Origin of the sequence: Agrobacterium rosae, assembly GCF_002915175.1 — a bacterium.
Classification (GTDB): Bacteria; Pseudomonadota; Alphaproteobacteria; order Rhizobiales; family Rhizobiaceae; genus Agrobacterium; species Agrobacterium rosae.
Genome location: NZ_NXEJ01000009.1, coordinates 125,500 through 144,130, shown reverse-complemented (window position 1 = coordinate 144,130; position 18,631 = coordinate 125,500). Strand labels below are relative to the sequence as shown.

At 58.1% G+C, this 18,631-nt stretch carries 18 protein-coding genes; 10 read left to right on the top strand and 8 right to left on the bottom strand.

Features of this window, described 5'->3' with window-relative positions; all coding sequences use genetic code 11:
• The first annotated feature begins 643 nt into the window (after positions 1-643).
• Genes CPJ18_RS26865 through CPJ18_RS20475 form a run of 6 tightly spaced genes read left to right on the top strand, consistent with a single transcriptional unit; the run spans position 644 to position 5,806 of the window.
• Positions 644-1,009 carry a hypothetical protein gene (locus CPJ18_RS26865; protein ID WP_153366893.1) on the top strand — a complete coding sequence of 122 codons (366 nt, stop codon included), beginning with the start codon at positions 644-646 and terminating at the stop codon, positions 1,007-1,009.
• Positions 966-1,868 carry a diaminopimelate epimerase gene (gene dapF / locus CPJ18_RS20495; protein ID WP_103659824.1) on the top strand — a complete coding sequence of 301 codons (903 nt, stop codon included), beginning with the start codon at positions 966-968 and terminating at the stop codon, positions 1,866-1,868. Before CPJ18_RS26865 ends, dapF begins: the two co-directional genes overlap by 44 nt.
• The gene (mtaB, locus tag CPJ18_RS20490) at positions 1,865-3,139 is read left to right on the top strand and encodes a tRNA (N(6)-L-threonylcarbamoyladenosine(37)-C(2))-methylthiotransferase MtaB (protein ID WP_103659823.1); all 1,275 of its coding nucleotides are present in this window, start codon (positions 1,865-1,867) and stop codon (positions 3,137-3,139) included. Before dapF ends, mtaB begins: the two co-directional genes overlap by 4 nt.
• Positions 3,140-3,159: 20 nt before the next feature.
• The gene (gene ftsY, locus CPJ18_RS20485) at positions 3,160-4,560 is read left to right on the top strand and encodes a signal recognition particle-docking protein FtsY (RefSeq protein ID WP_103659941.1); all 1,401 of its coding nucleotides are present in this window, start codon (positions 3,160-3,162) and stop codon (positions 4,558-4,560) included.
• 2 nt (positions 4,561-4,562) lie between these two features.
• Positions 4,563-5,213 (top strand): septation protein A, encoded by a 651-nt coding sequence (locus CPJ18_RS20480; protein ID WP_103659822.1) that lies wholly within the window; start codon positions 4,563-4,565, stop codon positions 5,211-5,213.
• A complete protein-coding gene (locus CPJ18_RS20475) occupies positions 5,210-5,806 on the top strand; it encodes a DUF2585 domain-containing protein (protein WP_103659821.1) in 597 nt (198 codons plus the stop codon). Before CPJ18_RS20480 ends, CPJ18_RS20475 begins: the two co-directional genes overlap by 4 nt.
• Positions 5,807-5,809: 3 nt before the next feature.
• Here CPJ18_RS20475 and CPJ18_RS20470 read toward each other — a convergent pair whose 3' ends face one another.
• The 5 genes from CPJ18_RS20470 to ccmA form a co-directional block, all read right to left on the bottom strand.
• Positions 5,810-6,406, bottom strand: a complete 597-nt coding sequence (locus tag CPJ18_RS20470; RefSeq protein ID WP_103659940.1) for a DsbE family thiol:disulfide interchange protein — start codon at positions 6,404-6,406, stop codon at positions 5,810-5,812.
• Positions 6,406-6,582, bottom strand: a complete 177-nt coding sequence (ccmD, locus tag CPJ18_RS20465; RefSeq protein ID WP_103659820.1) for a heme exporter protein CcmD — start codon at positions 6,580-6,582, stop codon at positions 6,406-6,408. Before ccmD ends, CPJ18_RS20470 begins: the two co-directional genes overlap by 1 nt.
• Entirely contained in the window at positions 6,579-7,349 is a 771-nt protein-coding gene (locus tag CPJ18_RS20460; protein ID WP_103659819.1) for a heme ABC transporter permease, read from the bottom strand. The genes ccmD and CPJ18_RS20460 overlap by 4 nt, the downstream gene beginning before the upstream one ends.
• A 45-nt stretch (positions 7,350-7,394) precedes the next feature.
• Complete coding sequence (gene ccmB / locus CPJ18_RS20455) at positions 7,395-8,054, bottom strand: heme exporter protein CcmB (RefSeq protein ID WP_103587127.1); 660 nt, start codon at positions 8,052-8,054, stop codon at positions 7,395-7,397.
• Positions 8,055-8,283: 229 nt separating this feature from the next.
• Positions 8,284-8,925 carry a heme ABC exporter ATP-binding protein CcmA gene (gene ccmA / locus CPJ18_RS20445; RefSeq protein WP_103659818.1) on the bottom strand — a complete coding sequence of 214 codons (642 nt, stop codon included), beginning with the start codon at positions 8,923-8,925 and terminating at the stop codon, positions 8,284-8,286.
• 271 nt (positions 8,926-9,196) lie between these two features.
• Between ccmA and acnA the strand changes: the two genes are divergently transcribed.
• The 3 genes from acnA to CPJ18_RS20430 all read left to right on the top strand — a co-directional run bounded on the left by acnA (position 9,197) and on the right by CPJ18_RS20430 (position 13,534).
• Positions 9,197-11,890 (top strand): aconitate hydratase AcnA, encoded by a 2,694-nt coding sequence (acnA, locus tag CPJ18_RS20440; RefSeq protein ID WP_103587122.1) that lies wholly within the window; start codon positions 9,197-9,199, stop codon positions 11,888-11,890.
• A gap of 206 nt (positions 11,891-12,096) precedes the next feature.
• Positions 12,097-12,852: a DUF1223 domain-containing protein gene (locus CPJ18_RS20435; RefSeq protein ID WP_077121462.1), complete on the top strand. Its 756-nt coding sequence runs from the start codon at positions 12,097-12,099 to the stop codon at positions 12,850-12,852.
• 289 nt (positions 12,853-13,141) lie between these two features.
• Entirely contained in the window at positions 13,142-13,534 is a 393-nt protein-coding gene (locus tag CPJ18_RS20430; RefSeq protein WP_103659817.1) for a DUF2794 domain-containing protein, read from the top strand.
• Between the two features lie 55 nt (positions 13,535-13,589).
• Here CPJ18_RS20430 and CPJ18_RS20425 read toward each other — a convergent pair whose 3' ends face one another.
• The 3 genes from CPJ18_RS20425 to CPJ18_RS20415 form a co-directional block, all read right to left on the bottom strand.
• On the bottom strand, positions 13,590-14,372 hold the full coding sequence (locus CPJ18_RS20425) for a Bax inhibitor-1/YccA family protein (protein WP_077104854.1): 783 nt from the start codon (positions 14,370-14,372) through the stop codon (positions 13,590-13,592).
• Between the two features lie 238 nt (positions 14,373-14,610).
• On the bottom strand, positions 14,611-17,169 hold the full coding sequence (locus CPJ18_RS20420; RefSeq protein WP_103659816.1) for an ABC transporter permease: 2,559 nt from the start codon (positions 17,167-17,169) through the stop codon (positions 14,611-14,613).
• A complete protein-coding gene (locus CPJ18_RS20415; RefSeq protein ID WP_077104858.1) occupies positions 17,166-17,876 on the bottom strand; it encodes an ABC transporter ATP-binding protein in 711 nt (236 codons plus the stop codon). Before CPJ18_RS20415 ends, CPJ18_RS20420 begins: the two co-directional genes overlap by 4 nt.
• An 83-nt stretch (positions 17,877-17,959) precedes the next feature.
• Here CPJ18_RS20415 and CPJ18_RS20410 point away from each other — a divergent pair, with 83 nt between their 5' ends.
• The gene (locus tag CPJ18_RS20410) at positions 17,960-18,607 is read left to right on the top strand and encodes an arylesterase (RefSeq protein ID WP_103659815.1); all 648 of its coding nucleotides are present in this window, start codon (positions 17,960-17,962) and stop codon (positions 18,605-18,607) included.
• Positions 18,608-18,631 lie beyond the last annotated feature (24 nt).

Below are 18,631 nucleotides of genomic sequence, written 5' to 3'. Positions count from 1 at the left end.
TTGCCGCAGCCATTCGTGTTGCGGCAGGCCCTTGCGAAAAACGGATCGATCCTCTCGCCCCTAGATTATCGGCGCGGGAGCAAATCGAAGGCAGGTGCAGCTGAACTGGCAGGGCGATGATTTGGCAACACGCCATCGCCATCCGGATGGGAAGGGTCGGACCTTGACTATGTCCGACCGGTTCTCCGGCAAGGTTTCCCCCTTCGCCGTCCGGGTTCTGCCAGCCGTGGCAAGTGGATTGCTGTTTGGCCAAAAGAGCTGAACGGGGCGCTGTGAGGTGCCATATCTAAACTACCAACGAGGCAGCTTGCAGCGCCCCGTCCGAATATCCATGGCCGCGAATGGTTATGGGACCTGAGAATGAAGCATGCCACGGGCAGATGCTGCCGCGTGAACGGCGAAGCTTGCGTAAGCGGTGGCCGGTTTTTTTGACAGGATTGGATTTAGTGGCTGGATACGGATGCTGGCACAACGGTAGCAACCCTCATCCTGAGGCGCGGAGGCGAAGCCGTAGCCTCGAAGGACGGGGGTGCGGATTTGGGGCAGAGTGCGCGGCAGATGCTTCGAGGCTTTGCCCTTCGGTCAAAGCACCTCAGCATGAGGGCGGAGGGTGTTGTTGCCCTAACCATTGAGGGGGCGGAATATGCCGCTACCCGCCTCTGCCCTGCCGGGCATCTCCCCCACAGGTGGGGAGATCGGCTGGGCGCTGGCTCACCGGTTCGACCGCATCTTCATCGCTAAGCCTCTCCCGGAACGGATGAAATTTGCGAGAGGTTACCGCGAGTCGATCTCCCCACCCGTGGGGGAGATGCCCGGCAGGGCAGAGGGGGGCGAGCTTGCTCCGGCGCTCAACGCATTGCCAAACGCAACACCTCACCAAACACTGGTAATTGCCCATCATTTCCGCCATATAGAGGCAACTGCGCGGCCACGCTGCGCGATCACCCCCCAACAGGTACAGGATCATGTCGGATACGGTCGAATTTGCGAAGATGAACGGGCTTGGTAACAAGATCCTTGTTGTCGATATGCGCGGCCGCAAGGATATGGTCACGCCACAGGCGGCCATCGCACTGAATGCCGATCCGGAAACGGCTTTCGACCAGATCATGGCCATCCATGATCCCCGCGCACAGGGCACGGATGCCTATATCGACATCCTCAATTGCGATGGCACAAAGGCGCAAGCCTGTGGCAATGGCACCCGTTGCGTCGTGCAGGCCCTGGCATCCGAGACCGGCAAGAAGACCTTCACCTTCCAGACTGTAGCAGGTATTTTGAACGCCAGCGAACATGAAGACGGCATGATTTCCGTCGATATGGGCATGCCACGCTTTCGCTGGGACGATATTCCGCTGGCCGAAGAATTCCACGATACCAGCCGCATCGAGCTCCAGATCGGGCCGATCGACAACCCCGTGCTGCATTCGCCCGCCGTCATGTCGATGGGCAATCCACATGCAGTCTTCTGGGTGAATAGCGATCCCCTGACGTTCGATCTCGAGCGCTTCGGCCCGCTGCTGGAAAACCACCCGATGTTCCCCGAAAAGGCCAATATCACGCTGGCGCAGGTCATCTCCGACACCGCCTTGCGCACCCGCACCTTCGAGCGCGGGGCGGGGCTAACATTGGCCTGCGGTTCTGCCGCCTGCGCCGCTGCTGTTTCCGCTGCCCGTACGGGTCGTACCGGCCGCACCGTCGAGATCGACGTGGCCTCAAGCCCCGTTCGCATTCCGCTAACCATCGAATGGCGCGACGATAATCATGTCGTCATGACCGGCCCCGCCGAATGGGAATGGGCTGGCAGCGTCGATCCCGTCACCGGCACCTGGGCTCGCAGTGCGGCGCAGGAAAAGGCTGCCTTATGAGTGGTGTCGAGGTCATAACTTTCGGCTGCCGCCTCAACACCTACGAATCGGAAGTGGTGCGGGCGCAGGCTGAAAAGGCGGGGCTGAACAATGCCGTGCTGGTCAACACCTGCGCCGTGACCGGTGAGGCCGTGCGTCAGGCACGCGCCGCCATCCGCCGCGCGCGGCGCGAAAACCCGCATGCCCGTATCATCGTCACCGGCTGTGCCGCGCAGACGGAAAAAGAGACCTTTGCCGAGATGCCGGAAGTGGACGCCGTGCTGGGCAATGAGGAGAAGCTGACAAGCGCCTCGTATCGGGCTCTGCCGGATTTCGGTGTTTCTGCCGAAGAAAAATTGCGCGTCAACGATATCATGAGCATCAAGGCCACCGCGCCGCAGATGATCAAGCACATTGACGGGCATGTGCGCGCCTTCATTCAGGTGCAGAATGGCTGTGACCACCGCTGCACCTTCTGCATCATCCCATACGGTCGCGGCAATTCCCGCTCGGTCCCCATGGGTGCCGTGGTCGAACAGGCCCGCAAGCTGACCGAAAACGGCTATTGCGAAATCGTGCTGACGGGCGTGGATGCCACCAGCTATGGCGCGGACCTGCCCGGTGAGCCATCACTTGGATATCTAGCCAAGACGCTGCTGAAGCAAGTGCCTGAGATTTTGCGGCTACGCCTCTCCTCCATCGACAGCATCGAAGCGGACAAGCACCTCATGGACCTGATTGCGGATGAGCCGCGCTTCATGCCGCATCTGCATCTGTCGCTCCAGCATGGGGATGACATGATCCTGAAACGCATGAAGCGCCGCCACATGCGCGCGGATGCCATTGCCTTCTGTCATCAGGTCAGATCGTTGAGGCCCGAAATCGCTTTCGGTGCAGATATGATCGCCGGTTTCCCGACGGAGACCGAAGAGATGTTCGAAAACGCCGCGACCCTTGCGGAAGAATGCGGCATCTCCAGCCTGCACGTCTTCCCCTACAGCCCGCGCCCCGGCACGCCAGCCGCGCGCATGCCGCAACTGGACCGTGGACTGATCAAGCAGCGGGCGGCACGTCTTCGTGAGCGCGGCGAGATTTTGCGCCACGCGCATCTCGATCAGATGGTCGGTACCGAGCAGACCATTCTCGTTGAAAACAGAGGCTTTGCGCACACCAACAATTTCACACTCGTTGCCGCCCCCGATCTTGCCGCCCGCACACTTGCGCAGGTGCGGATTACCGGTCACAACGGGAAACACCTGGATATGCAATGTCTGGCTGCGCAGGCAGCCTGACGGAACGATACGGAACGATCATGGCCCTCGGCTTCATCAAAAAAGTCTTCTCCTTCGGCAAGGACAAGACCGAGACGGACAAGCCGGAAAGCGATGCCACCTTTGAAGAGGTTCTGATCGAGGCCGAGGAGCATACGCCCTTAGCGGAAGATCCGGTTTCCGATCTTGAAATGGAAACGGCAGGCGGCCCTGCCCCGGATACGGACAGCGATACCGCGCCGCTGGAAGACGAAACGGAAGAAGACGCGCCTCTCCTCCCCGGCCCTGAAGAAGTTGGCGATATGGGCATCGTGCCGCTGTCCCTGTTGCAGGTGGAAGCCGAAGCGCAGGAACCCATGGATATCGACGCGCCACTCGACACCGTGGCCATGGACGCCTTGCTGGATGAGGCAGAAGCCGTCACTGCAAGCGAGACGACCGAAACTCCGGTCACACCATCCGCTCTGCCAAAAGGCTTTTCCTTGCCAAGCGAGCGCGTGGTGCTAGTCGAAGCTGAGCCGGAGCAGAAACTCTCCTGGTTCCAGCGCCTGCGCGCCGGACTGTCGCGCACCTCGATGCAACTGACCAGCCAGATCTCGGCGCTGTTCACCAAGCGCAAGCTGGATGAAGACACGCTGGACGAGCTTGAGGATTTGTTGATCCAGTCCGATCTCGGTCTGGAAACCGCCATGCGGATTACCGGCGCTCTGTCATCGGAACGCTATGGCAAGGATGTCAGCGGCGAAGACGTGGCCCGCATCATGGCCGGTGAAATCACCAAGGTTCTGGCACCCGTGGCCAAACCGCTGGAGCTTGATTTGTCGCACAAGCCGCATGTTATCCTCGTCGTCGGCGTCAACGGCACCGGCAAGACGACCACCATCGGCAAGCTCGCAGCAAAACTTTCCGGCTCCGGCCTCAAGGTCATGCTGGCCGCAGGCGATACGTTCCGCGCCGCAGCTATCGAGCAGCTGAAGATTTGGGCAGACCGCACCGGATCGGAATTCATCGGCACCAAGCTGGGTGCCGATGCAGCAGGTCTTGCCTATGATGCGTTCGAGCAGGCACGCACCAAGAAGTGTGACGTGCTGATCATCGATACGGCTGGCCGCTTGCAGAACAAGACGGAACTGATGGACGAGCTTGAGAAGATCGTACGCGTGCTGGGCAAGCTCGATCCGGACGCGCCGCACACGGTCTTGCAGACGCTAGACGCGACGACGGGCCAGAATGCCCTGAACCAGGTGGAAATTTTCCGCAATGTTGCAGGCGTGTCCGGCCTGATTATGACAAAATTGGATGGCACGGCCCGCGGCGGTATCCTCGTTGCCATCGCTGCCAAACACAAATTGCCGGTGTATTTCATCGGCGTCGGCGAAGGCGTTGACGATCTGGAGCCATTCGAGGCGGAAGATTTCGCCAAAGCGATTGCGGGAGTATGAGTATGGACGTGGAAAGCAATCAGCGCGAGAGCGAAAAAATGGTTCGCGAGATCAGCCCGCTGCTGAAATTCGTGCTGGAGCTTGGACCGCTGGTCGTGTTCTTCTTCGCCAATTCACGTGGCGAGTGGCTAGCAAACACATTTCCAGTACTGACGGAATTCGGCGGCCCGATCTTCATTGCTACCGGTCTGTTCATGATAGCTACGGCTCTCGCGCTCACGGTCTCTTGGATTCTCACCCGCACCTTGCCGATGATGCCGCTGATCTCCGGTATCGTCGTCCTCGTCTTCGGTGCGCTGACGCTCTACCTGCAAAACGATACCTTCATCAAAATGAAGCCGACCATCGTCAATGCCTTGTTCGGCGTCATCCTGCTCGGTGGGCTGCTGTTCGGCCATTCGCTGCTGGGCTATGTCTTCAATTCGGCCTTCAAGCTGAATGAAGAAGGCTGGCGCAAGCTGACCTTTCGCTGGGGCTTCTTCTTCCTGTTCCTGGCCGTCTTGAACGAAGTCGTCTGGCGCGGATTTTCTACGGATACATGGGTCGCCTTCAAGGTCTGGGGCACGATGCCCATCACCATCCTCTTCACCATGGCGCAGATGCCGCTCATCATGCGCCATTCGGTTGAGCCTTTGACGAAAGACAAGAAATGATACCTGCGCAGATGCCCGGCTCCCGCCCCTCCTCCCATATCTGGTTTGGCGTGGCCGCGGGAATTCTGCTGTTGCAGATCGTCATTTTGTATTTCATGGGCCGCGTTCCCATCTGTGAATGCGGTTATGTGAAGCTCTTCGAACCGGGCGTGAATACGCCAGGCAATTCGCAGCATCTGGCCGACTGGTACACCCCATCGCACATCATCCACGGCTTCCTGTTTTACGGGCTGGCATGGCTGCTGTTTCGCAAACATTCGATCGGTTTCCGGCTGTCCTTCGCCGTCCTCATCGAGGCCGCTTGGGAACTTCTTGAAAACTCGCCCATCATCATCGACCGCTATCGCACCGCCACAATGGCGCTCGGTTATAGCGGTGACAGCATTTTGAATTCGGCCATGGACACGGTGTTCATGATGCTCGGCTTCTTCTTCGCCGCGCGCGTTCCCATCTGGCTGACGATCGTTATCGCCATTTTCTTCGAGATTTTCACCGGCTGGCTGATCCGCGATAATCTGACTTTGAATGTCGTGATGCTGGTAGCACCCATCGACGCCATCAAGGAATGGCAGAACGCGCTTCCAACACCCTGAAACTCAATCGGCGGCGGCCCGTTCGATGGCCGGAATCATGTCCCGCTCATAGGTCGCGGCGTCAATAGGTCCGACCTTTTTGTAGACGATGGTTCCATCCCTACCGACCAGATAGGTCTCGGGAATGCCATAGACACCCCAGTCGATGGCGGCCTTGCCATTCGGATCGATGCCGATCGCGGCATAGGGATTTCCGAGTTCGCCCAGAAACCGCAGGGCGTTGTCGGATTTGTCCTTGTAGTTGATGCCGACGATATTCAACCGCTCATCCTTGGCCAGTTCCTTCAACATCGGATGCTCCTGCCGGCACGGCACACACCAGGACGCAAAGACATTGACGAGGGTCAGCTTGCCCCTGATGGCAGCGTCATTAAGGGCTGGAACATTGGCACCCTCCAGCGGCGGCAACGACAAAGACGGTGCCTTGGTATTGATCAAAGCCGATGGAATGGCACTGACATCGAGACCATTGACGTCCTGCTCATACAGCATTTTCGCGGCAATGGCGGCAAAGCCCGCAAAGGCCAGCAGCGGCAAAAGCGCCAGAATATAACGTGACTTCCCGCGCGAGGGTGCGGGAGCGCGCTCCGTGTCTTTCATCATGGTGTCGGTTGCTCCACCGAGGCAGTGCGGCTACGGCGGCGAATGCCGGAGGCCTCGAGCTCAGCCATTTCACGTTTGCGGGCACGCCCATCCAAGGCGATCCAGCCAATCAGAATGGCAACGATCAGGCCGGTCAGACCATAGGACATACCGATATAAAATGCGTGGCTCATGACTTGGCACTCTCCCGACTTGCCATGCGCGCAGCCAGTCGGCGCTGGACGGCTATGCGTCTGCGCCAGATTTCGTTGCGCATGGCGGCGATGTGCAGGGTAAAGAACAGCAATGTGAAGCCGATGGCCATGGTCAGCAGCGGCCACAGAAATTCAGAGGCTATGGCTGGGCCGCTCAGCCGCAGGACGCTGGCTGGCTGATGCAGCGTGTTCCACCATTCGACCGAGAACTTGATGATGGGGATGTTGACGAAGCCAACGAGGATCAGCACCGCACTGACGCGGGCAGCCTTGGACGGGTCGTCCATGGCTTTATTGAAGGCGATGAGGCCGAGATACATCAGAAACAGGATGAAGACGGACGTCAATCGCGCATCCCACACCCACCACGTGCCCCACATGGGCTTGCCCCATAGGGAACCGGTCACAAGCGCAATCAGCGTGAAGGCAGCACCGATGGGCGTCGCGGATTTATGCGCAACATCCGCCAGCGGGTGCCGCCACACCAGCGTGCCAATCGCCGCGACTGCCATGACCGTATAACACATCATCGAAAGCCAGGCGGCGGGCACATGCACATACATGATACGCACGGTATTGCCCTGCTGATAATCGCTATCCGTGGTGAAGGCCATATAGAGGCCGGCAGCGAGACAGAGCGCTGAAAGCCCTGCCAGCCACGGCAATAGACGAGAGGCCAATGCCAAAAACCGCGTCGGGTTGGCAAGGTCGCTGAACTTGGTAATCGCAAGGCTCTTGTCGCTCATGGCGTCTTTCTACATTGGGACCGGGATGACGGCAATTGATCCTTATCAATCCATGGAACTGCGCAATGCCAAAGCGGCAAAGAACGGCCCCACGACCGATGAAAAAAGTGTGATCGCGATCAGAATCAGGAACGGAGGCATGAAAGGTGCCGGGTCCTGAACGGCCGCATAGGAGGCGCTGACCCCGAAAATCAGCACCGGAATGCAAAGCGGCAGCACGAGGATGGATACCAGCAACCCGCCTCGCGGCAAGGCCACAGCCACCGCCGCACCAACCGCGCCGATGAAGGTGAGCGCCGGTGAGCCGACCAGCAACGTCAGCATGACGGCACCGATGGCGACTTCGCTCATATTCATGAAAAGGCCAAGCAGCGGCGATGCGATGACGAGCGGCAGGCTGGTTGCCGTCCAGTGCGCGAGGCACTTGACCAGCACCGTTAACACCAGCGGGTTTTCCTGCATGAGGATGAGATCGAGCGAGCCATCGTCACGTTCCGCCTGAAACAGCCGGTCGAGGCCGAGAAGGGCTGCCAGCAATGCGCCGATCCACACGATGGCGGGGCCGATACGCGACAGGAGATTGAGGTCGGGACCAACACCGAAGGGGATGACGGCAACGACGGTCATGAAGAAGAGGACGCCGATGAGCGCGCCGCCACCGGCACGGATGGAGAGTTTGAGGTCTCGGAGGAAGAGGGCGATCATGGGGTGCCGCCTTTATGGGGTTTGGCGGGGGTAGTTTGAGGGTCGTGGGTGTGGCTACCCCCCTCTGCCCTGCCGGGCATCTCCCCCACAAGGAGGGAGATCGGCTGGGCGCTCTGACACCACTTCACTCCAGACGCGGAAGATGGCCGAAAGGTCGCCGCGAGTCGATCTCCCCACCTGTGGGGGAAATGCCCGGCAGGGCAGAGGGGGGTAGCGGCAAACTCGACAATCACCACGCTATCTCCACCCCAGCAAACCCCGTCATCCGCAATTCCTGCGCACCCTCCAGCCCAAGCGGTTGATGGGTTGCAGCAATAACAATACCGCCATTCGCCAAATGCGCTTCCACCAACCCTGTAAACATCACATCCGCGCTCGCATCCAAAGCGGCAGTCGGTTCATCCAATATCCAGACCGGCCGCCAGGCAACCAGCAACTTGGCCATTGCGAATCGGCGTTGTTGACCTGCCGAGAGATAACCGAATGGCAGATGCGTGATGCCGGCCAAACCAACAATTTCTGCCGCCTTCTCGATGCCAACAGACGTGCCGCCAGTGAAATCGCCCAGAAACTTCCTCCAGAAGTCGAGGTTTTCGAAAACGCTCAGTTCCTGCTTCATGGCATTTCGGTGGCCGAGATAATGGCTGGCCTCATAGGCGCGAGTGTCACTTTCGATCCCTTCGCCGGCTATCTTTACGGTCCCCGTTTCCGGCTGCAAAAGCCCTGCAATAACGCGCAAAAGCGTCGACTTTCCTGACCCGTTCGGTCCTGTCAGCACCAGAGCCTGCCCGCCCGTTAACTTGAAGGAAACATTCATGAATATCAAATCTTCGCCGCGGCGGGCGGCGAGATTTTCTGCTGTCAGCAGCATGGGATCATCTCGTTTAAGATTTTAATCATCTCGATGGCAAAAAAATCGATTAAGGGCGTCTTCCGGTCTGGCACGTTTCTGAGAAATTATCTATATGGGTGTCAACCACGCCAGCGGTCGGCGTGATCATCATACGGCGCCGGACCTGACGTTGCGAAAGCAGCGTCTCGTGCGGACAGCGGAAATGACCGTACCCGCATCCTGATGTGCACCTGTGCACAGGGGTCCGCACGCGCGTGTTGGCTACTCAGAGGAAGCGGGGTTTCTATCCGTGGCTAAATCTCTAGACAGTTTTAATTGTCGCTCCATTCTTACCGTTGACGGTAAGGATTATGTTTATTTCAGTCTGCCGAAGGCGGAAGCGAACGGTCTGACGGGCGTTTCGAAGCTTCCTTATTCGATGAAGGTTCTGCTTGAGAACCTGCTGCGCTTTGAAGACGGCCAGACCGTAACCAAGGACCACATCACGGCCGTGGCTGCTTGGCTGGACAACAAGGGCCGCATCGAAAACGAAATCGCCTACCGCCCTGCCCGCGTTCTGATGCAGGATTTTACCGGCGTTCCAGCCGTGGTCGACCTTGCCGCCATGCGCGATGCGATGGTGGCTCTGGGTGGCGATCCTGAAAAGATCAACCCGCTGGTTCCCGTCGATCTCGTCATCGACCACTCTGTTATCGTTGATGAATTTGGCACGCCAACGGCGTTTGCCCGCAACGTCGAGCTGGAATATGAGCGCAACGGCGAGCGTTACCGCTTCCTGAAGTGGGGCCAGCAGGCGTTCAAGAACTTCCGCGTCGTTCCGCCCGGCACAGGCATCTGTCACCAGGTGAACCTCGAATATCTTGGCCAGACCGTCTGGACCAAGGAAGAAGACGGCGAAACCATCGCTTACCCAGACACCTGCGTCGGCACCGACAGCCACACGACCATGATCAATGGTCTGGGCGTTCTGGGCTGGGGCGTTGGCGGTATCGAAGCCGAAGCAGCCATGCTTGGCCAGCCGGTTTCCATGCTTTTGCCTGAAGTCATCGGCTTCAAGCTGACGGGCAAGGTCAAGGAAGGCGTCACCGCCACCGACCTCGTGCTGACCGTGGTTCAGATGCTGCGCAAAAAGGGCGTGGTTTCCAAGTTCGTCGAATTCTTCGGCCCCGGCCTTGATTCGATGACGCTGGCCGACCGCGCAACCATCGGCAACATGGGCCCGGAATATGGCGCGACCTGCGGTTTCTTCCCGGTTGACGGCGAAACCATCAACTACCTGACCATGTCTGGCCGCACCAAGGACCGCATCGCGCTCGTTGAAGCCTATTCGAAGGCGCAGGACATGTGGCGCACCGGCGACGGTGCCGAACTCGTCTTCACCGACACGCTGGAACTCGACCTCGGCGACGTCGTGCCATCAATGGCCGGTCCGAAGCGCCCAGAAGGCCGCATTTCGCTGGAAGGCATTGCCTCCGGTTTTGCGACCTCCCTCGAGACCGACTATAAGAAGCCCGGCCAGCTGGACAACCGCTATCCTGTTGAAGGCACGGATTTCGATCTCGGCCATGGCGATGTCGCCATTGCTGCCATCACATCCTGCACCAACACCTCCAACCCGTCGGTTCTGATTGCAGCCGGTCTTCTGGCCCGCAACGCAGTGGCCAAGGGTCTGACATCCAAGCCTTGGGTCAAGACGTCGCTGGCACCGGGATCTCAGGTTGTTGGCGAATATCTGGAAAAGTCCGGTCTTCAGAAGGATCTGGACGCCATCGGCTTCAACCTCGTCGGCTTCGGCTGCACGACCTGCATCGGCAACTCCGGTCCGTTGCCAGCACCGATCTCCAAGACCATCAACGACAAGGGTCTGATCACCGCTGGCGTTCTCTCCGGCAACCGTAACTTCGAAGGCCGTATCTCGCCGGACGTTCAGGCGAACTACCTCGCTTCCCCGCCGCTCGTCGTCGCTTACGCGCTGGCTGGTACGGTTCAGAAGGACCTGACCACAGAGCCACTCGGCGAAGATCAGGATGGCAACCCTGTTTACCTCAAGGACATCTGGCCGACATCTGCCGAAATTCAGGAATTCATCCTGAAATACGTCACGCGCGAACTCTACGAGTCCAAATATGCGGACGTGTTCAAGGGTGACGAGAACTGGCAGGCCGTTCAGGTTCCTCCGGGCCAGACCTATGCCTGGGATGACAAGTCGACCTACGTGCAGAACCCGCCTTACTTCGTGGGCATGGGCAAGACAGGCACCGGCCTCAAGAACATCAAGGGCGCACGCGTTCTCGGTCTCTTCGGCGACAAGATCACCACCGACCACATTTCTCCGGCCGGTTCGATCAAGGCTGCGTCTCCTGCCGGTGCATACCTCACCGACAATGGCGTGGGCGTTGCAGACTTCAACCAGTACGGCACACGCCGTGGCAACCATGAAGTCATGATGCGTGGCACGTTCGCCAACATCCGTATTCGCAACCACATGCTTGGGCCAAACGGCAAGGAAGGTGGCTACACCATCCACTATCCGTCCAAGGAAGAGATGTCGATTTACGACGCGGCCATGCAGTACAAGGCCGAGGGCGTTCCGCTCGTCATCTTCGCTGGCGTCGAATACGGCAACGGCTCTTCCCGTGACTGGGCTGCCAAGGGTACGAACCTGCTGGGCGTGAAGGCTGTCATCGCGCAGTCTTTCGAGCGTATCCACCGCTCCAACCTCGTCGGCATGGGCGTCGTCCCATTTGTCTTCGAGGAAGGCACGACATGGGCGAGCCTCAACCTCAAGGGCGATGAAACCGTCGAGATCGAAGGTCTCGAAGGCGACATCAAGCCGCGCGAGAAGAAGATTGCCAAGATCACCTATGGCGACGGCACTGTGAAGGACGTTCCGCTCCTTTGCCGCATCGATACGCTGGACGAAGTGATCTACATGAACAATGGTGGCATTCTGCAGACCGTTCTTCGCGATCTGGCTGCATAAGCTTCGCGGTCATGAAGATGCAAAACGCCGGGAGCAATCCCGGCGTTTTTGCGTAAGAGTGTGGGGATGGCCTTTGGTTTCGTGATCGGCCCTCACCCCATCGTGACTTTCTATTGAAGGGATTTCGGCGCTATTTTCGCCGTCGCGTCCCGACATATATTGATAGCATCAATGGTCTGGAAAGGCGTCCAGACAAGGGTTTCGCAATGCCTCTGAAATATGGGTCTCTGACATTTGGTCTTTCGCTGTGCATGTTCAGCGCACTGATTGCGACCTCCGCATATGCGCAGGAGCAACAGGTGAAAGGCGTTGTCGAGCTTTTCACATCGCAAGGCTGCGCCTCCTGCCCGCCTGCGGACGAGACATTGCGCAAACTGATCCAGAAGGGTGACGTGATCGGCTTGTCCTATCATGTCGATTACTGGAATTATCTCGGCTGGGCGGATTCGCTTGCGTCGAAGGAAAACACCGAGCGTCAGTACGGCTACGCGCGGGCTTTAGGCCGTAACAATGTCTATACGCCGCAGGCCGTCGTCAATGGACGCGACCACGTCAAGGGCGCGGATATTCAAGCGATCTACAACAGGCTCGACACTTTCAAGAGCGAAGGCGAAGGCCTGAGCGTGCCGGTGAAGGCACAACGCATCGAAGACGAGATCGCCATCGATATCGGTGCCGGCCAGGGCAAGGCGGATGTCGTCGTTGCATATTTCACGCGTGAGCAGATCGTTGACGTGCAGAAGGGCGAAAACGAAGGAAAGAAGATTTCCTACTGGCACAGCGTCTATGACGTCCAGACAGTGGGCATGTGGGATGGTAAGTCCATGGCAGTGAAGCTGCCTGCGAGCGTGATGAGCAAAGCGAAAAACGGCGGATGCGCGGTTTTGTTGCAGACGAAGGATGCGCAAGGAAACCCGGCCGCCATCATCGGCGCGAGCGTTCTTCTACCATCTGAAAATTGAGATTACCCAGCTGTCTGGAGTAGATCCGATCCGGGCATTGGGGGCTGGGGGTAAAGGGTCAATGCACCGGACCGGGTCATCTTGGTGCCTAGGCATCAATTGACAATAGCTGTATCACACCCAATTCGGGCCATGGTTTGACCGAAATAGGGCATTTGCTGCCGCGCGAGCTGCCCAAATCATTACCATTTTCAGTGCGTTTTTTGATGCCATGGCAAGACTTGCAATTTGGCAAGGCTGCCGTCAGACTGTCATTCCAATGTCATGTGCAGTTGAGCGAGGTTGCCTGATGACTGATCAGCCGGATTTGCAGCGAGCAGGTTCATCTTCGAGAGATAGCTCATCCATCATCGATCTTCGGGAGTACAAGCAAAGCAAGGATGCCCTGCCGATCACCTTTCACCGTCGCGAGCTGGATGCCATTTTACGCATCTATGGACAAATGGTGGGCGAGGGAGAGTGGCGCGATTATGCCATTGACCATCTGAAGGACAAGGCCGTGTTCTCGGTCTTCAAACGCTCCGGCGAAATGCCGCTGTTTCGGATAGAGAAGAACCCGAAGCTTGCCGCCAAGCAGGGGGCATTCAGCGTTATCAACGCAGATGGCCGCATTCTGAAGCGTGGCCAAGAGCTGCAACAGGTTCTGAAAGTCTTCGACAAAGTGCTAAAACTGATCAAGTGAGTGAAACAAAAAAGGCGGCCCGAAGGCCGCCTTTTCCATATTGTATCAACCAGACTTACTTGTCGCGGTTTCCGAGAAACTGCAGCAGGAACATGAACAGGTTGATGAAGTCGAGGTAGAGCGTCAGCGCGCCCATGATGGCCTTGCGGCCAGCCGTGGCAACGTCGTCACCATCGAAATACATTTCCTTGATCTTCTGCGTGTCATAAGCTGTCAGACCAGCGAAGATCAGCACGCCGATGGCGGAGATCGCAAAGCCCATGGCGGACGACTGCAAGAAGATGTTCACGACCGACGCGATGATCAGGCCGAACAGACCCATGATCAGGAACGAGCCCATGCCGGACAGGTCCTTCTTGGTCGTGTAGCCGTAAAGCGACAGCGCACCGAACGAAGCAGCCGTGATGAAGAACGTCTGGACGATGCTCTGGCCGGTATAGACCAGGAAGATCGAAGACAGGGACAGACCCATCAGCGCGGCGTAACCCCAGAAAGTACCCTGTGCAGCCGGAACACTCATTTTCTGAATGCGGAAGCTGAGGAAGAATACCATGGCGAGCGGCGCGAGCATGACGACCCAGCGCAGCGGCGAGCCGTAGAGGGCAACACCGAGGCCAGTCAACATCTTGCCGTTAGGCAGTGTTGCGGCGGCAGCGGAAGGATCGTTCGTGGTTGCCAGCATGATCGTTAGAAATGCAGCAACACCAGTGATCGCAAGACCTACAGCCATCAGGTTGTAGACCTTCAGCATATAGGTGCGCAGACCTTCATCGATCATGGCACCAGATTGTGCACGACCCTGGGCCATGCGGTTCTGGTAATTGTTGAAATCAGACATAGTTACCTCTTTTGAGCTCCGAAATTGCTACGGTGTCGGCATATCGTCGTCATTGCGACCATATCCCAGGCGCCGCTGCGGAGCTACAGCAAGCCTACCAAAGAATATGATGATATCGCTTTATAGATACAAGAGCTTTAAGAACCGAAAAAACACCGTATGCGTGAAAATCGATAACGTTTTGGCGATCTTGGACCCCGATTAATCGTTAAAGTTAAGTGACGCACAACTTTTCGTATCACTCGCCCGCCTGGCGCAGAACCGGTGCTGCCTTCTGCCCCAAAATTCTCCACGTCCCGATGAGGCCAATACCGACGGTCATGACCAGCGCCACCACGATCGTCCCTATGGCGACATCCGGCAGAAAGCTCGACGGAAGCTTCATGATGCGGGCAATGACGAACCATGCCGACACGCCGCCTGCAAGAAGCGCAAAGACGGCAGTTGCCAGTCCAAGCATCATATATTCATAGGAAAAAGCGCGGATCAGCATGGCCCGGGTGCCGCCAAGCGTCTTCAGGATGACGGCATCATGCGTGCGGGCGCGGTTGCCAGCGGCAAGCGCACCGGCCAGAACCAGCACCGACGCAATGAGCGCCACGGCAGCGGCCGCGCGAATGGCGGTAGCCAGTTGATCGACCAGCCTGTTGACCACATCCAGCGCATCTTTCACCCGAACGCTGGTGATGGTGGGATAGGCATTGGTCACGGTGCGAAGGATTTCGCCTTCCTTGGCAGGCGTTGCCGAGGGATCAGAAAGCGTTGCCAGCCATGAATGCGGCGCGCCCCGGAACGTGTTGGGCGAAAACACCATGACGAAATTCAGCGATAGCGACTCCCACTGAACATCGCGCAGATTGGCGATCTTTGCGGTGATGTTGCGTCCCAAAACATTGACAGTGACGCTATCCCCGAGCTTCAGGCCAAGTTCGCCAGCCTCTTCCGAGGCGAAGGAAACAAGCGGTTCACCGCTATAATCCTTATCCCACCATGTGCCTTGTGACAGTTTGGCATTGTCAGGCAGATCCTGTGCATAGGTGATGCCGCGATCTCCGCGCAGAACCCAGCGGCCTGCCGGTGGAACCTCCATTTTGGTGACGTCCTGGCCGTTCAAAGCGAGAATACGACCACGCAGCATCGGCACTTCGGTCAGCACGCCCTCGGGGGCTTCGCGCTGAACGAGGCTGCGGAAGCCATCACGATCCGCGCCCTGAATATCGACAAAGAAAAAGTTCGGTGCCCGATCCGGCAGGCTGCCGGTTAGCTCGCGGCGGAGATTTCCGTCGATCAGGGTCAGGGTCACCAGTAGCGTCAGGCCAAGGCCTAACGACAGAACGACGGATGGGGTCAGCGCGCCCGGACGGTGGATATTGCCGATGGCGAGGCGCAACGCCGCGGAGTGAACACGCGGGCTGCGCTTGGCAACCGCTTTGATGCCCCACGCCACCAGCCGAAGCACGACGAAGGCGAAAGCGACGGCGGCGAGGAACACCGATGCGATATAACGCTCCTCAGCCGAATAGATGGCCAAGGCCGCAAGAGCAGCCAGAAGAACTGTGGTCGCGAGAAGATAAGGCCATGACGGCAGACGGTTTTCCTCGAAACCCTGCTCGCGGAAGAGCGCCGTTGCAGGCACCTCGCGCGCCTGCCCCAGCGGCAGAACGGCAAAGGCAAGCGTTGTCAGCAAACCGAAGACCGCAGCCAAAAACAAAGGACCGGGATAGATCGCCAGCTCATTCGGAACAGGCAACACACCTTCCAGAAAACGCATCGCGATCAGCGGCGTCACCGCGCCAAGCATCAGCCCAATCAAAATGCCGATGATGGCAATGAACGCGATCTGGAACAGGTATGTCATGGTTACGACGCTGGCCGGTGCGCCAAGGCATTTCAGCGAGGCGATGGTCGTGCGTTTGGAATCAAGAAAGGCGCGAACGGCATTAGCGACACCGACGCCACCAACGATCAGTGCCGTGAGGCCAACCAGCGTGAGGAACTGTGAAAACCGATTGACGTTCTCCGTCAGCGATGGCGCTGCGCGGTCGCTGGTACGAATGGACCAGCCTGCACTCGGAAATGCCGTGTTGGTGTCTTCGGTGATCGTCGCGCGTTTCGATGTATCGGTGAGGCGGACTTTATAAGCGTGCTCAACAAGGCTACCTGCCTGTATCAGGCCGGATGCCGCCAACGCATCGCGGCTGATCATCAGGCGTGGGGCAAAGCCGAAACCATCCGACAAAGCATCAGGCTCATTGACGACCGTTCCCGACAACTTGAGACGAACATTGCCCAGCAACAGCTCGTCGCCGATCTTGATGCCCAACCGCTCCAACAGCAGAGGAGCCGCTACCGCACCGTAAGCGTCGCCCTGCTTGGCAAGCAGTTCAGGCAAGGGTGCCGCGGGTTCAGCCTCGAAAGCGCCGTAGAGCGGATAGGCATTGTCGACCGCCTTTACCTCTGTCAGCGTCTGCTGCGAACCATCCGCCAACCGCGCCATGGAGCGAAGTCCACTCGATACCGCTACCTGACCAAGACCGTCCATATAGGCGCGCTCTTCGGCCGTTGTTTCGCGGTTGCGCAGTTCGAAGCGCACATCACCCGCCAGAATGGATTGACCTTCTGTCGCAATGGAACTGGTGACCGCGCGCGACACGGAATTTACGGCGGCGATGGCACCGGTGCCAAGCGCGATGCAGGCAAGAAAAATGTAAAATCCGCGAAATCCGCCACGAATTTCACGCCGCGCAAGCCGCAGAGCATTCCGGACATTCAACAGCGACGGGATGAAACGGCTCATGCGGAAACCGCCTGAGCGGCGGCAGGCGTCGCGCTGTCGCCCTCGATCTGGCCGGACCGTACCTTGATCTGGCGGGAGCATCGGGCAGCCAAGGAAACATCATGGGTGACGAGAATCATCGTCATGCCCCGCTCGGCCTGTTTGGAAAACAGGAGATCAGCGATCTGCTTGCCGGTATCCGTATCCAGATTGCCGGTCGGCTCGTCGGCAATCAGCACGGCGGGTGACGGTGCCAGCGCGCGGGCGATAGCCACACGCTGCTGTTCGCCACCAGAAAGCTGGCCAGGATAATGGTTAAGACGCTCACCCAGCCCAACGGCCACGAGTTCCTTCTTGGCGATATCGAAGGGATTGGCGACATTTGCCAGCTCCAGCGGCACGGCGACATTTTCCAGCGCGGTCATATTGGCAATGAGATGAAACGACTGAAACACGATGCCGACATTCTTGCCGCGGAATTCTGCGAGTGCGTCTTCCCCGAGCTTGTGCAGTTGCGTTCCCGCAATTGTGATCTCACCACTGTCCAGTCGCTCAAGCCCGGCCAAAACCATCAGCAGCGTCGACTTGCCCGAACCCGAAGGTCCAACGATGCCAACCGCTTCGCCCTCGTGGATGTTCAGATCGATAGATTTCAGAACGTGAACGGAAGCAGCGGAATTTCCCAAGGTGAGATCGGCCTTATTCAGCTCAATGATGCTTTTCGTCACAATTCGCGTTCCTATATCTAGGGAAATGGCAATCTTTGGGAAAATCAAAGTTTTCGCACTGCCAGACAATTAGGAAGATCATCATGCGTTTTAAAGCTGTTGCCGCTCAATTCCTCGTCATCTGCTGCGCGCTTGCCCCTGCGCTCGCGCATGCGCAGGCCAAAACCGTGCAACTCGTCGGCCTCGGCGACAGTCTGATGGCGGGATATCAGTTGCCGCCGACGGACAGCTACACGGCCCAACTGGAGGCTGCTCTCAAGGCCAAAGGCGTGGATGTGACGATTACCAATGCCGGTGTTTCCGGTGATACGAGTTCCGGCGGCTTGGCAAGAGCGGACTGGTCGGTGCCTGAAGGAACCGATGGCGTTATCCTCGAGCTCGGTGCCAATGATGCGCTGCGCGGCATTTCGCCTGACGAGACGGAAAAGAATCTCGACGCGATCATTTCCGGCTTTCAAAAACGCAATATCCCGATCCTGCTGATCGGCATCATGGCTCCGCCCAATATGGGCGATGATTATGCCAAGCGTTTCAACCCCATTTATCAGCGCCTTGCAGAAAAGCATGGCTTGCCGCTTTATCCGTTTTTTCTAGATGGTGTCGTGATGGACGAGGCCCTGCAACTGGAGGATCGGATGCATCCCAACACCAAGGGGATAGCCGTTATGGTCGACAAATCGATGCCAACCGTCGAGGCCTTCATTAAGGCTATCGGTGAGCAAAAAAAATAAGCGCTTGCACCAAACAGCGTTGCA